The sequence below is a fragment of the Candidatus Tachikawaea gelatinosa genome (assembly GCF_000828815.1).
In the GTDB taxonomy this organism is placed as follows: domain Bacteria; phylum Pseudomonadota; class Gammaproteobacteria; order Enterobacterales; family Enterobacteriaceae; genus Tachikawaea; species Tachikawaea gelatinosa.
Genome location: NZ_AP014521.1, coordinates 278,301 through 293,724, shown reverse-complemented (window position 1 = coordinate 293,724; position 15,424 = coordinate 278,301). Strand labels below are relative to the sequence as shown.

10 protein-coding genes are annotated in these 15,424 nt (G+C 24.5%); 5 read left to right on the top strand and 5 right to left on the bottom strand.

The window, feature by feature from the left end; translation table 11 throughout:
• Positions 1-10: 10 nt before the first annotated feature.
• Together pheT and TGUWTKB_RS01340 are read left to right on the top strand one after the other, a co-directional pair.
• The gene (pheT, locus tag TGUWTKB_RS01345) at positions 11-2,446 is read left to right on the top strand and encodes a phenylalanine--tRNA ligase subunit beta (protein ID WP_041062792.1); all 2,436 of its coding nucleotides are present in this window, start codon (positions 11-13) and stop codon (positions 2,444-2,446) included.
• A 180-nt stretch (positions 2,447-2,626) separates the two neighbouring features.
• Complete coding sequence (locus TGUWTKB_RS01340) at positions 2,627-3,835, top strand: cupin domain-containing protein (protein WP_041062789.1); 1,209 nt, start codon at positions 2,627-2,629, stop codon at positions 3,833-3,835.
• 121 nt (positions 3,836-3,956) lie between these two features.
• Here the strand turns inward: TGUWTKB_RS01340 and speD are convergent, their stop codons facing one another.
• From speD to aceE, 5 genes are all read right to left on the bottom strand, one after another.
• Entirely contained in the window at positions 3,957-4,796 is an 840-nt protein-coding gene (gene speD / locus TGUWTKB_RS01335) for an adenosylmethionine decarboxylase (RefSeq protein WP_041062786.1), read from the bottom strand.
• Between the two features lie 30 nt (positions 4,797-4,826).
• Positions 4,827-5,690: a polyamine aminopropyltransferase gene (gene speE / locus TGUWTKB_RS01330; protein WP_041062783.1), complete on the bottom strand. Its 864-nt coding sequence runs from the start codon at positions 5,688-5,690 to the stop codon at positions 4,827-4,829.
• A gap of 82 nt (positions 5,691-5,772) precedes the next feature.
• Entirely contained in the window at positions 5,773-7,209 is a 1,437-nt protein-coding gene (gene lpdA / locus TGUWTKB_RS01325) for a dihydrolipoyl dehydrogenase (protein WP_041062780.1), read from the bottom strand.
• 101 nt (positions 7,210-7,310) lie between these two features.
• Complete coding sequence (locus TGUWTKB_RS01320) at positions 7,311-8,801, bottom strand: 2-oxo acid dehydrogenase subunit E2 (RefSeq protein ID WP_052459539.1); 1,491 nt, start codon at positions 8,799-8,801, stop codon at positions 7,311-7,313.
• 18 nt (positions 8,802-8,819) lie between these two features.
• Positions 8,820-11,486: a pyruvate dehydrogenase (acetyl-transferring), homodimeric type gene (aceE, locus tag TGUWTKB_RS01315; protein WP_041062778.1), complete on the bottom strand. Its 2,667-nt coding sequence runs from the start codon at positions 11,484-11,486 to the stop codon at positions 8,820-8,822.
• A 692-nt stretch (positions 11,487-12,178) separates the two neighbouring features.
• Here aceE and serC point away from each other — a divergent pair.
• The 3 genes from serC (at position 12,179) to cmk (ending at position 15,407) form a co-directional block, all read left to right on the top strand.
• Positions 12,179-13,267 carry a 3-phosphoserine/phosphohydroxythreonine transaminase gene (gene serC / locus TGUWTKB_RS01310; protein ID WP_041062775.1) on the top strand — a complete coding sequence of 363 codons (1,089 nt, stop codon included), beginning with the start codon at positions 12,179-12,181 and terminating at the stop codon, positions 13,265-13,267.
• A 78-nt stretch (positions 13,268-13,345) separates the two neighbouring features.
• Positions 13,346-14,641 (top strand): 3-phosphoshikimate 1-carboxyvinyltransferase, encoded by a 1,296-nt coding sequence (gene aroA / locus TGUWTKB_RS01305; protein ID WP_041062772.1) that lies wholly within the window; start codon positions 13,346-13,348, stop codon positions 14,639-14,641.
• A 55-nt stretch (positions 14,642-14,696) separates the two neighbouring features.
• Positions 14,697-15,407 carry a (d)CMP kinase gene (gene cmk, locus TGUWTKB_RS01300; RefSeq protein ID WP_041063551.1) on the top strand — a complete coding sequence of 237 codons (711 nt, stop codon included), beginning with the start codon at positions 14,697-14,699 and terminating at the stop codon, positions 15,405-15,407.
• The last annotated feature ends 17 nt before the right edge of the window (positions 15,408-15,424 follow it).

The following is a 15,424-nucleotide window of genomic DNA, read 5'->3' as shown; positions in this document are numbered from 1 at the left end:
AGGACATTACATGAAATTTAGCGAATCTTGGTTATGTGAATGGATCAATAATTTATCTTTAGAAAATACAGTAATTAAAAAATGGGTTATGTATGGATTAGAAATTAATTCTGTTGAACCTATATTAAATAAATTTGAGAATGTTATTATTGGAGAAATTGTTGCTTCTGAAAAAAATAAGAATACATTATTAAATACTGTAAAATATTTAATAACAATCAATGTAGGAAAAAACAAAAAAAAAATTTTCAAAGTTGGATATCATAAATCATGCCAAGTAAATAATAAAGTAGCTATAGCTATTTTAGATGAACATTTTTTTAAAAAAAAGATTCATAATGATCATATAAAACCAACACTTTCATTTAAAATGAAAATTTGTTCATATAATGATTTACAAATAAAAAATTTTAAAAAATCTGCAAACACATTTCAAATATCTAATCATGCAATTGTTGGTAGTAACATAATTAATTATCTTAATTTAAAAGATCATATAATTGATTTTAGTATTCCTTATAATCGTCCTGATTGTTTAAATATTCTTGGACTTTCTAGAGAAATTTCTTTAATTCATAATACAACTTTTAGCATTCCAAAAATAAATCCAATACTATCAGAAATAAAAGATGTTCTTCCAATAAAAATTATTGATAAAAACATTTGTCCTACATATTTAGGAAGAATTATCAAAAATGTTAATACTAACTTTATTACACCAATATGGATGCAAGAAAAACTAAAAAATAGTGGAATGCATCCAATAAACTTATTAACAGATATTAGAAATTATATTATTTTAGAATTAGGTCACTTTATTAGTTTTTTTGACTATAATTCAATTAAAAATGCTATTATTATACGCAAAGCCTCTGATAAAGAAAAAACTGAATTAATTAATAATAAAATAAACATTTTAAAAAAAAATGTATTGGTTATATCAGATGAAGAAAAAATACTTGAAATTATTGGATCAATTGAAAACTTATCTTTTTTTACGCAACAAAAAAAAACAAATCTATTTCTAGGTTGCGGTTTTTTTATTCCTTCTGAAGATTATATAAATCCAGAATGCTATAAATCAAAAAATAATTCTATTGTACAATATAAACAAGAAATAGATTATCACTTACAAAGTTATGCTTTAGAGAAAGCATCAAAGCTAATTTTATCAATTTGCGGCGGACAAGCTAAAGCTAGTCCTATTTTTAAAAAAACTTATAAAAAATATCTTCCCTTACCTAAAAAAATAATATTATTTCGTAAACGTTTAGATTCTTTTATAGGAAAAAATCTTATAAAAAACGAAAAAATTAACGATATATTAATTCGTATTGGGTTAAAAATTATTAGTAAAGATTCAAAAAAATGGGTAATAAAAATACCAAGTTGGAGATACGATTTATCTTATGAAGAAGATATAATAGAAGAAATTTTACGTATTTATGGTTATTCTAATATTCCTAATATTCCTATAAAAACATGTTTAAAGATTGTTAATAATGATCAATCTTATAATCTTTTAAAAAACGTTAAAACTTTATTAACAAATAAAGGATTTCAAGAAATAATTACTTATAGTTTTATTTCTCCATTAATGCAAAAATTAATTAGTCCAGATCAAAATATCTTATCTTTAAAAAATCCTATTTCGAAAGATTTGTCTACAATGCGTTGTTCTCTTTTATATGGATTACTAAGTACAGTAGCTTATAATCAAAACAGACAGATATATAATTTATATTTTTTTGAACATGGATATTGTTTCTTTCCTAAAGATAATCAAGATTTAGGAGTAGAGCAAAAATTTATGTTATCTGCTGTAATTACTGGCGAACGACATGAGGAACATTGGGACTATAAAAAAAAAAATGTAGATTTTTATGATTTAAAAGGAATTTTAGAGTCAATATTTCAATTATTAGGACATACAAAAAACATTGAATTTCGTAGAGGGAACCATCAAATACTAATTCCTGATACAAGCACAAATGTTTATTTAGCAAATAAAAATGTTGGTTATATTGGATTATTGCATCCAATTTTAAAAAATAAATTAAATTTGCACGGTACTATTGTGGTTTTTGAGCTGTTTATTAATGAAATTTTAAAAAGAAAAAAAATTAATAAAATACATAACATTTCAAAATATCCTTTTAATTCTCGAGATATATCAGTTATTGTTCCATATACAATATTATCAATGGATATTATAAAAGAGTGTGAAAAATCTATCAAAAACTTGATAAGTATAAATGTTTTTGACGTATATTACGGAGAAAAAATAAAAAAAGGATACAAAAGCATATCTCTTCGTATAACTTTACAAAGTTTTACACATACTCTTACAGAAAAAGATATATCACAAACAATAAATGCTTGTGTATATAATTTGAAAAAAAAATTTAATGCTTTTTTAAGAGATAAAGATATAACGAAACTATAAAAACTTACATATAATAGATTTTATCAACTTATTTATATAAATATAATATTAAATTTAATTTTTTAAATTTTTTATTAAACTTATATCAATAAAGTATTATATTTCTTGATAAGAAGAATTATTTATTATTTTTTTAGTTTTATAAAGTTTCTTTTCAATTTTTTAAAAAGGAAAAATTTAATGAAATCTTCCATTTCTAGAAGAAATTTCATAACATTAGCAGCAAGTAGTGCGTTAGCTTTGACATTAAATAATGTTCATGGAAAAAATATTAATAATTTTGATGATCAACAAAAATCTAATAATTTTCAAAAATTTAACAAAAATCAAACATTAATTAATTCTGAAAAAACAGATAATGGAACTTTACCTAACTTAAAATTTTCTTTTAAAGATGCACATATTCGTTATGGAAGTGGAGGATGGACTAGACAAGTTACTAAAAGAGAAATAAAAATTTCACATACCATTGCTGGTGTTAATATGCGGTTATATTGTGGAGGAATACGTGAACTTCATTGGCATAAAGAAAGTGAATGGGCATATATGATTTATGGAAAAGCTAGAATAACAGCTTTAGACGTTGAAGGAAAATTTTTTATTAAAGATATTCAAGCTGGTGATTTATGGTATTTTCCATCCGCAATTCCTCATTCTATTCAAGGTATGGAGCCTGATGGCTGTGAATTTTTATTAGTATTCGATAACGGAAATTTTGATGAAGATAGTACCTTCTTATTAAGTGATTGGTTAAAACATGTTCCTATTAAAATTTTGTCAAAAAATTTTAATTTACCTGAACATATATTCTATAACTTACCCACTACAAAAAATAAATATATTTTTTCTGGAAAAATATCTAACTATAACGAAATATCTAATAATATAAAAAAAAAAGATAAGTCTGCAACAAAATTTTATCATAATTTGTATAAACAGAATCCGATAGCGCTTTCAGGTGGAACAGTAAGAATAGCTGATAGTTCTAATTTTTTTATATCTAAAACTATATCAGCAGCTTTAATAGAACTTCAACCAAAAGCTATTCGTGAGTTACACTGGCATCCGAATAATGATGAATGGCAATATTACATTTCAGGAACAGGAAAGTTAGGAATTTTTGCTTCTTCTAATGAGTCTAGAACTTATAATGTTAAACAATATGATGTAGTTTCTATTCCATATGGTATGGGTCATTATATTGAAAATATTGGGAATACTTTATTAATTTTTCTTGAAATTTTTAAAAGCAGCTATTATTCAGATATATCTTTAAATCAATGGTTATCTAATACCCCAAAGTTTTTGCTTGAGCAACATCTAAATATTAACAAAAAATTTATTAAAAATATTTGTTTACAAAAAAATAAACAATTAATTATTAGTTAATAAAATCTATCAAAAAAGCCTGTTGATATAAACTCAAACAGGCTATTTTTTCTATAAATGATCATCTTTATAAAATTTTTGTGTTTTAAATTATAATATTTATGATTAAATTAAATGTTTTTTATGAAGAAAAATTTTGGCTTTGATAAATTTCGTGTATTTCTTTCCATAATAAAGTTGAAACTCTTTGGTATTCCTTATTAGTAAAATCTTTTTTTGTAGTTTGAAAGAGATGATTTTTTAAATCAAAATTTTTTGACACCATTTTTGTATGATAAGTGTTTTCCTTATAAAAATTTACATCTGTAGTATCATACATTGACAAAATATCCATTGACATAAAATTCTGAATAGAATAAATTTTATGATCAATAAAATGCTTTTTTCCATTAATATCTCGAGTAAAACCACGAATACGATAATCAATAGTAATAATATCTGAATCTAAATGATTAATTAAATAATTTAAAGCTTTTAAAGGAGAAATTAAACCACAGGTTGAAATATCAATATCTGCACGAAAACTACAAATACCTTCTTTTGGATGGATTTCAGGATAAGTGTGTACACAAATATGACTTTTATCAAGATGAAAAACTACAGAATTTGATAAATTTTTTAATTTTTTGGATGCAATATTGTTTACTGAGGGAGTAATATTTTTTACTGAGGGAGTAATATTTTTTACTGAGGGAGTAGTAATAGGACTTTCGCCAACTAATAAGTTCACACTTGCACCTTGAGGTGTATAATCTTGACGAGAAATATTTAAAATATTTGCTCCAATTATAGAACATACTTTTACTAAAATTTCTGTAAAAGAGCTAGTGTTATATTTTTTATCGATATAAGTAATATAATTATGACATGCTTTTTTTGTGTTTGCATAACAAATATCATAAATACAAAAGTTTAAGCTTTTTGTTAAATTATTAAAACCATATAATTTCGGCTGTTGCAATTTTTTATACTCCTTTTTATAAAAGACTAATCAGCTTATATCTGATAACATTTTAAAAAAGTATTGTGGTAAACAAAAACTATTAATATGAATATTATGATTATAATAAAGACAATGTAATTTAAAAAAATCTAAACGTTTTTTTAAAGTTAAAGCACTAATTTTTTTTAACATTATATTATCAGTTGCCCAAATAAAATTCATATTACCGCCATAATAACTAGGAATTGCAGCTTGATAAAATCTGACATCTTGAAATATTTTTTTTAAAATTGCATAAGAACTAACAGATTCATCATATTGTAAAAAACAAACACCATTTTGAGCAATAAAAATACCATTTTCTTTTAATAATTTCTTGCAACCCATATAAAAATCATAAGTAAAAAGATTTTTTCCTGGACCAATTGGATCAGTACAATCAGAAATGATTACGTCAAATTTTTCACTAGAAGTTTTTAAAAAATTTAAACCATCATCAATAATGATATTTAAACGTTTATCCTTATAAGCTCCTAAATTATGTTTAGGTAAATATTTTTGAGAAGCTTTAATAACATCAATATCAATTTCAACCATAAATATTTTTTTTATGCATTCATATCGTAATACTTCTCTAACAATACCTCCATCACCACCTCCAAAAATTAAAACTTTTTTAACTTCTCCATGTGCTAATAATGGAACATGAGTCATCATCTCATGGTAAATAAACTCATCGGATTCGGTAGTTTGTACAATTCCATTTAAAGTCATAACACGTCCAAAATTTTCATTTTCAAAAATTAATAAATCTTGATATTTTGTTTTTTTAGAATAAATTTTTTTATTAATTTTAAAATATTGTCCAAAATTGGAGTAAAGAGATTCATACCAAATGTTATTTAAAATCACAATTTAAATTTCTCATATTTTTTTTTAATTAGTAAGAAATACACTAATATAGATCAGCTAAATTTAAAATTTTGAAAAAATGCTAATTAATATCTTTATTTTTGACATTTAGCAAATCGGTTATAGTTCCTTCAAATATTTCCGCTGTTAATCCAATAGATTCATATAAAGTAGGATGTGCATGAATTGTTAAAGCGAGATCTTCAGCATAACAGCCCATTTCAATAGCTAGAGAAATTTCTCCTAATAATTCTCCACCATTTGTACCTACTACAGATCCTCCAATAACTCTATGATTATCTTTATCAAAAATTAGTTTGGTTATTCCAGTTTCACAACATGAAGCAATTGCACGTCCTGATGCTTTCCAAGGAAAAATAGCAGTTTTATAATTTATTTTTTCTTGTTTTGCAACTTTTTCAGTTATTCCTACCCAGCCAATTTCAGGTTCAGTATAAGCAATAGATGGTATAACTTTAGGATCAAAATAATGTTTTTTTCCGGCAATAACTTCAGCTGCAATGTGACCTTCGTGTACTCCTTTATGTGCTAACATTGGTTGTCCTGTAACATCACCTACAGCATAAATATTATCGTTTGTTGTCTTCATTTGTTTGTCAACAATAATAAATCCTTCAGAATTAATATTGACATCTATTTTCTCTAACCCTATGTTTTTAGTATTAGGTGACCTTCCAATAGCAGAAAGGATAACATCATAAAATTTATTTTCAATAACTCCATTTTTTTTTTGAATACATACATCTATTCCATTTTCTTTAATTTCTAAAGAACTGATTTTAGTTTCTAACATGAAATTAACTTTTTTTTCAAAAACTTTTTTAAAAAAAATAGCTACATCTCTATCTATAATAGGAATTATTTGATCAGTTGTTTCAACAATATCAATATTAGTGCCAAAAGTTTGATAAATTGTACTCATCTCTAAACCAATAATTCCCCCACCTAATACTAACATTCTTTTTGGTATCAATGGAACATTTAAAGCATCAGTAGAATCCCACATTCGTGAATTTTTTATATTACTATCTAAAAATGGACATTTTACTGGTTTAGATCCAGTTGCAATTATAGCGTAATCAAAAAAAATAGTTGTTAAAGAATTATTACTATTAATAGTTAAAGATTCATTATTAGAAAATTTTCCTAAACCATTAATAATATTAATGTTACGTTTTTTTGCCATTATAGAAAGATTTTTTGTTAAATAATCAATTTTTTTTGTTTTAAAAGGAACAATTTTTTCTAAATTAATAGATGGAATTTTTGAAAAAACATCTAACTTTTGCAATTTTTTTATTTCTTCGAAAACTTTAGAGATGTGTAATAAAGTTTTTGAAGGAATACATCCTACATTTAAACATACACCACCTAATGTATCATATTTTTCAACAATCAATGTTTTTAGACCTAAATCCGAACATCTAAAAGCTGCAGAATATCCAGCTGGTCCCGCTCCTAAGACTAATACTTGAGTCTTAATTTCTTTATTTTTCATATAAATAGTTCCTATATGTATACTTTTTAAAATACAATTTTATTTAGTTATAATAACAAACATTTATACGGTTAATAATTATAAATGGATTACAAAACTATTTACATAATTAAATAACGAATATCTGAAAGCATTTTATTGATATATTTTATAAAGCGTACTCCATCAGCACCATCAATTACACGATGATCAAAAGATAACGATAAAGGAAGAATTAATCGTGGAATAAATTCTTTACCGTCCCAAAGAGGTTTTATTGAAGCACGTGATATTCCTAATATTCCTACTTCTGGTGCATTAATGATAGGAGAAAATGCAGTTCCTCCAAGATTGCCTAAACTTGAAATTGTAAAACAACCTCCATTCATTTCAGATGTTTTTAATTTACATTCTCGTGCTTTTAAAATTATTTGCAATATTTCACTAGATAAATCTACAATTCCTTTGTACAAGACATCTTTAATAACTGGTACAATCAATCCTTTTTTTGTTTCAACTGCAATTCCTATATTGTAATATTTTTTTAAAATTATTTTATTTTTATCAATTGATAATGAACTATTAAATTTAGGAAATTTTTTTAAAGTTTTAGATAATGCTTTTATTATAAAAGATAAAAGTGTAACTTTTGTTTGTAATTTTAACTCAAGATTTTGTTTTTTACGAAAATTTTCTAGATCTGTAATATCTACTTCATCATATTGTGTGACATGTGGAATATTTTTCCAATTATTACTCAAACGCATACCAGAAATTTTTTGAACACTAGTTAATTTTAACTCTTCTACCTCACCGAACTCTTGAAAATTATAGTTAATAGATTTTTCAGTATGGTGAGATATTATTTTATCATTTAAGTGAAAATTATCTTTTGTTTTAGAAAGATCAGCTATATTTGCAATATGTTTTTGAATATCTTCTTTTAATATTCTATTTTTTCTACCAGTTGCTTTTACTTTTTCTAAATTAATACAAAATTTTCGAGCAATTCGACGAATCAAAGGAGTGGCATGAACATATTTATTTTTTTTAATATTAATATCTTTTTTTAATTCTTTTGATAAGATAACTTTATCTACGATAGATTTTATTACTTCTTCAAGTATTAAAATTTCTGTACCTTCTGTTATTTTTTCTCCTACGTTTATTAATATTTTATTAACAACACCTTCAAAAGGAGAAGGTATTTCTATAGATGCTTTATTCCCTTCAACGCTTATTATAGATTGTTCTTTTTTAATTATTTCTCCTTTTTTTACAAAAATATCTATAACTTCTACTGATTCATTAGAAATATTAGGTAATACAATTGTTTGATATTTTTTACTATCATTTTGTTTTTTCTTTTGTACTTCATTCGTTAATAAATCTAAAACCATAATTATTGATCCAGTTTTAATTTTTTCTCCAATATTAACATTAATGTGTTTTATAATACCTGATTGAGGAGAAGGCACTTCAATAGAAGCTTTATTGTCTTCAATAATTATTAAAGATTGTTCTTGCTGAATATGATCCCCGACTTTTACTAAAATTTCAATAACTTCAGCAATATTATGTCCAATATCTGGTAATTTAATTTCGTAATCCATTATTTTTATTTCCTTATTTTATGCTAGACGTGGATTTCTTTTTTTTATATTAATATTAAATCTGTCAATAGCTTTTTCTACTATACTTTTTTCTATAAAATTTTCATATGATAATTCATACAAAGCAGCAACAACGATATAATATTCATTAATTTCAAAATAAGTACGTAAATTTTCTCGACTATCAGATAAACCATATCCATCTGTTCCTAAAACTTTATATCTTTTAGTAGGAATATAATCACGTATTTGTTCACAAAATAATTTCATATAATCTGTACACGCAATAGCAGGAGCATCATTCATAATTTTACTTATATAAGGACATCGTGGTTTTTTTGTTGGATTTAACATGTTCCAACGTTTACAATCTTGACCTTCTCTTGCTAATTCAGTAAAGGAGGTAACGCTATAAACATCAGAACTAATATTATATTCTTCTGAAAGAATTTTTGCAGCTTTTCTTAAATTTTGCAAAATTGAACCTGATCCTAAAAGTTGAACTTTACCTTTTTTACCATCTAATGATTCTAATTTATATATACCTTTAATGATACCTTCTTCTATATTTTGTAATTTTTCTGGCATATAATAATTTTCATTATTAGTAGTAATATAATAATAAATATTTTCTTGTTGTTCGCCATACATTCTAATTAATCCATTATGAATAATAATAGCTAGTTCATAAGCATAAGCAGGATCATAAGAAATACAGTTTGGTACTGTTAATGATTGAATATGACTATGTCCATCTTCATGTTGCAAACCTTCCCCGTTTAATGTAGTTCTTCCCGAAGTTCCTCCAATTAAAAAACCTCTAGCTTGTTGATCTCCAGCTGCCCATAAAAGATCCCCGATTCTTTGAAAACCAAATATTGAGTAATAAATATAAAAAGGAATCATAGGAAAATTATTAGTACTATAAGAAGTTGAAGCGGCAAGCCACGAAGCACCAGCACCTAGTTCATTTATACCTTCTTGCAATATTTGTCCTTTTTTATCTTCTTTATAGTAAGCAAGTTGATCAAAATCTTGAGGTACATATTTTTGACCATGAGAATTATAAATACCAATTTTTCTAAACAATCCTTCCATTCCAAAAGTACGTGCTTCATCAGCTAAAATAGGTACTAATCTATTTTTTATATCAGATTTATTTATTAAGATGTTTAAAATACGCACAAAAGCAATAGTTGTTGAAATCATCTTATTTTGTTTCACAAAAAGTGATTCAAAAATTTCTAAACTAGGTAATACTAATTTTTCTTTAAAATATTGGCGACGATAAGGTAAATATCCTCCTAATTTTTTACGTTTATTATGTAAATATTCGTATTCTTTTGATTGAGGATCAAATGTAATATAAGGTAATTCATCTATTTTGCTATCTGGTATAGGAATATTAAAACGATCACGAATATATCGAATATTATTGCTATCAATATCCTTAATTTGATGAGCAATATTTTTACCCTCTGCAATATCACCCATACCATAACCTTTAGTTGTATGAATTAAAATAACCACAGGTTTATTGTTAATACTTTTTGCTTTTTTGAAAGCAGCATAAATTTTTTTAGAATCATGTCCTCCAAGATTCAAAGAAGATATCTCTTTATCTGTTAAATCTTGTACTAATTTATAAACTTCAGGGTATTTACCAAAAAAATTTTCACGTATATAAGCTCCATCTCTAGATTTTAAATTTTGATAATCACCATCTAAAGTTTCATTCATCAACTTAATTAATTTTCCGCTAGTATCTTTTTGTAATAATACATCCCATTTATCGCCCCAAATAACTTTTATAATTTTCCATCCAGCTCCTTTAAAAATTTCTTCTAATTCATTTATGATTTTTCCATTTCCTACAACTGGACCATCTAAACGTTGTAAATTACAGTTAATAATAAAAATTAAATTATCAAGTTTATCGCGTGTTGCTATATTAATAGCACCTTTTGATTCTGGTTCATCCATTTCTCCATCACCTAAGAAAGCGTAAACAGTTTGTTTCGATGTTTTTTTTAATCCTCTATGTTCTAAATATTTTAAAAATTTTGCTTGATAAATAGCAGAAATTGAACCCAAACCCATAGAAACCGTAGGAAATTGCCAAAAATTAGGCATTAATTTAGGATGCGGATAGGATGATAAACCTTGGCCATTTACTTCTTGACGAAAGTTATTAAGCTGATCTTCTGTCAATCTTCCCTCAATAAAAGCACGAGCATAAATTCCAGGAGCAATATGACCTTGAAAATAAACTAAATCTCCTATATCTGTATCATTACTTGCACGAAAAAAATGGTTAAAACAGACTTCATATATTGTTGCAGATGATTGAAAAGAAGATATATGACCGCCTAATTCTAACTTTTTTTTTGATGCTCTTAAAACCATCATAATTGCATTCCAACGAATGGCTGAACGAATACGATATTCTATTTCTAAATCTCCTGGATACTTTGGTTCATTTTCAGCAGGTATAGTATTAATATATTCACTGTTATTAATTGTGGTATTTATTTTTATATTATTTTTAAGAGCAGTGATTAAAATTTTATTTATTAAAAATTGTGCACGTTGAGATCCTTCTTCATAAATAACTGATTCAATAGCCTGTATCCAATCATTTGTTTCAATTGGATCTACATCTTTATTATACAAAATCTCTGACATGAGATATTCCTTTTATGTAAATAGTTTAAATTTTTACATTTTATTTATAGTTTAAAATAATTAATTTAAGAATAAGCTCATTGATATAGATGTCCTATTATTGTAATTTTAATAAAATTTTAAAAATGAGATATTAATAATGAGATATTTTGTGTATTTAACGTATTTATATATTTTAAATTTTTTAAAATAATTGAATTATTTATTTTAGTTATTTTGTATAAAATCATATAAATAGTTACTTTAACTAGAAATAAATATTATCCGTTATAAATATTATGATACAATTCTAAATCTATTTTTTTAGTTTTTTTAATTTTTTAAAAATTTCTACGAATACACATTTTTCTAAAAATGTTTTTTATTAATAATTTGAATTATATTATATTTTTTTACAATATTTGTACTTTTATAAATCTACAATATAAATTTTTTACAATATAATATTTATCAGATAGTTATCATTCTTTATAATTTTTATAAAAAGTTAAATTAAATGTTTGTTATTTTTAAATAAAGGTGTGATGTGAATTTTTTTATTTAAAAAAAAATTAATAATAATATAGGTATTTTTATAGAAATCATATAAAAAAACCCACTAATAATAACATATTATATTTAATAATAGTTAAAAAAGATAGTTTTCAGCTATTTTTTGCAATTTATAAAACTTAAATTTTATGGTAAAAATAATGAAAAAAATATATAATTTTAGTGCTGGTCCTTCCATGATTCCATTTGAAGTAGTACAAACAATAAAAAAAGAAATACCTAATTGGCATTCACTAGGTGTATCTGTTATGGAAATCAGTCATCGTAGTAAAGAATTTATAGAAATGTCAAAAACTATTAAACAAGATTTGCGCGAACTTTTAAATATTCCTAAAAATTATAAGATATTACTTTGTCATGGTGGAGCACGTGCTCAATTTTCAGCTGTTCCTGGAAATCTCTTATCAAAAGAGAATATGACTGCTGATTATATAAATACTGGATATTGGTCATTATCTGCAAAAAAAGAAGCAGAAAAATATTGTCTTCCTAATAAAATAGATGCAAGAATTATAAATAATAATATTTGTTCAATTCTTCCTATGAAAGAATGGATTTTAAGCAAAAATTCAAAATATTTACATTATTGTCCAAATGAAACAATTGAAGGAATAGCAATTTATGAAGAACCAAAATTTGAAAAAAAAATAGTAGTAGCTGACTTTTCTTCAATAATTTTAGCATATCCTATTAATATTAATAATTATGATCTTATTTATGCTAGTGCTCAAAAAAACGTAGGCATTGCTGGATTAACGATCGTTATTATACGAGAAGAACTTTTAAATATAACAAATAAATATATTCCATCTATTCTTAATTATAAAACACTCTATGAAAACGAATCTATGTTTAATACTCCATCTACTTTTTCATGGTATGTAGCTGGATTAGTTTTAAAATGGTTAAAAAAAAATGGAGGTATCCATACAATAAATTATATTAATAAAAAAAAATCTGAATTATTATATAAAACTATTGATAATAGTGATCTATATATCAATCATATTTCTAATAATAATCGTTCATTAATGAATATTTCTTTTCAATTACTTAATAAAAAATTAGAGAAAAAGTTTTTAAAAGATGCACAAAAAATTGGTCTTTATGGTTTACAAGGCCATCGTATAATTGGTGGGATAAGAGCTTCTATTTATAACGCTATGCCTATTGAAGGAGTAGAAAAACTAGCTAAATTTATGATAGATTTTCAAGAAAATATGTATTAAATACAAAAAAATTATATTAATGTTAATAGATTAATAAACCATTTTTATTATAGTTATAAATTTTTGGAGATTTTTTATATGCACGAAAGTCTAACTTTAAAACCTATAGATTATGTTAATGGTAATATTAATTTACCTGGATCAAAAAGTATTTCTAATAGAGTATTACTTTTATCTTCTATAGCAAATGGAAAAACTAATATTGAAAATCTTTTAAAAAGTGATGATGTTGAACATATGTTAAATGCTCTAAAAATTTTAGATGTAAAATACGAATTTTCTGAAAATTTAAATATTTGTAAAATGTTTGGTCAAGGAAAAAAAATAAATCCCAAAAGTAATAATTTAATTACATTATTCCTTGGTAATGCTGGTACAGCAATGCGTTCTTTAACCGCAATGCTATCATTAGCAAATAAAAATATATTATTAACTTGTGAACAAAGAATGACTGAAAGACCTATTTTTCATCTTGTTGATGCTTTAACTCAAGGTGGAGCAAAAATTGATTATGTTGGCAAAAAAAATTATCCACCCTTATTAATAAAGGGAGGTTTTACTGGAGGAGATATTCAATTAAATGGAAATTTATCTAGTCAATTTTTGAGTGCTTTATTAATGATGGCACCTTTAGCAAAAAAAAATACTACAATTTATATAAAAAATGAATTAGTTTCGAAACCTTATATTGATATCACGTTAAATTTAATAAAATATTTTGGTATAACAATACAACATGATTCTTATAAAAAATTTATTATATTAGGTAATCAGCAATACATTTCTCCTAAAAATTATTTAATCGAAGGAGACGCGACGTCAGCGTCTTATTTTTTAGCAGCAGGAGCAATAAAAGGTGGAATAGTAAAAGTCAGTGGTATAAATAAAAATAGTTTGCAAGGTGACATTTTTTTTGCAGATGTTTTAGCGAAAATGGGAGCCAATATTTATTGGGGTAAAAATAATATTACTTGTAAAAGAAATGGTCAATTAAGGGCAATTAATATGGATGTAAATCATATTCCAGATGCTGCAATGACTTTAGCTATAGTAGCTGTTTTTGCAAAAGGAACAACTATACTAAAAAATATTTATAATTGGCGCATTAAAGAAACAGACCGTTTAAAAGCAATGACAACAGAACTAAGAAAAATTGGAGCGTGCATAGAAGAAGGACAAAATTATTTAATAATTACTCCGCCTAAAAAATTTCATCATGCTAAAATTAATACATATAATGATCATCGTATGGCAATGTGTTTTTCTTTAATAGCTTTATCTAATAAATCAGTTACTATTGTTAATCCAAAATGTGTTTCAAAAACTTTTCCAAACTTTTTCAGAGTTTTTAAAGAAATTAGTTATACTACCTAATTCTTACTCAAGAATTTATATACCTTTTTTTACTCTTGTTTATTTAATATATATTATGAATAAAATTCCCGTAATAGCTATTGACGGTTCAAGCAGTTCTGGAAAAAGTACTTTATCTAAATATATTTCTAATTATTTGAAATGGCATTTATTAGATTCTGGTATTTTTTATAGATCTTTAGCTTTAGTTCTTTTAGAAAATCAAATAAAATATGAACCTAATTCTTATGAGTATGAAAAAAAAATAGCCAGTATTGCTTTAAATTTAAATATTACTTGTATCAAAAAGTATGATATTTTAATAACCATGTTAAATAACAAAAACATAACTAATGATATAAATACCCCAAATATTTCTGAATTAGCATCTATTTTGGCAACTTATCCTCAAGTCAGATATAATCTTTTAAAAAAACAACGAAATTTTCGTCAATATCCTGGATTAATTGCAAACGGTCGTGATATGGGATCGGTTGTTTTTCCAGATGCAAAAGTTAAAATATTTCTTGATGCAAATATAAAGATTCGTGCAAAACGTCGTATTTTACAATTAAAAAAAAAAGGATTTTTTATTCGTAATCAAGATATTATCAAAGAAATAAAAAAGAGAGATAATCGTGATACAGAACGTCTAATTTCACCATTAAAACCAACTAAAAATGCTTTAATTATAGATTCTAGTAATATATCTATTGAGCAAATAATTGATACTACATTGCAATATATATGTCATAGGTTTAATATAAAATATAAAAAAAATAAATAACTCATTCCTAGCTTTGG

Bases quoted from the DNA above. Each gene is read 5' to 3' on its own strand.
- cmk (WP_041063551.1), top strand. From the start codon at position 14,697: ATGAATAAAATTCCCGTAATAGCTATTGACGGTTCAAGCAGTTCTGGA.
- lpdA (WP_041062780.1), bottom strand. From the start codon at position 7,209: ATGAAAAATAAAGAAATTAAGACTCAAGTATTAGTCTTAGGAGCGGGA.
- aceE (WP_041062778.1), bottom strand. From the start codon at position 11,486: ATGTCAGAGATTTTGTATAATAAAGATGTAGATCCAATTGAAACAAAT.
- TGUWTKB_RS01320 (WP_052459539.1), bottom strand. From the start codon at position 8,801: ATGGATTACGAAATTAAATTACCAGATATTGGACATAATATTGCTGAA.
- pheT (WP_041062792.1), top strand. From the start codon at position 11: ATGAAATTTAGCGAATCTTGGTTATGTGAATGGATCAATAATTTATCT.
- aroA (WP_041062772.1), top strand. From the start codon at position 13,346: ATGCACGAAAGTCTAACTTTAAAACCTATAGATTATGTTAATGGTAAT.
- TGUWTKB_RS01340 (WP_041062789.1), top strand. From the start codon at position 2,627: ATGAAATCTTCCATTTCTAGAAGAAATTTCATAACATTAGCAGCAAGT.
- serC (WP_041062775.1), top strand. From the start codon at position 12,179: ATGAAAAAAATATATAATTTTAGTGCTGGTCCTTCCATGATTCCATTT.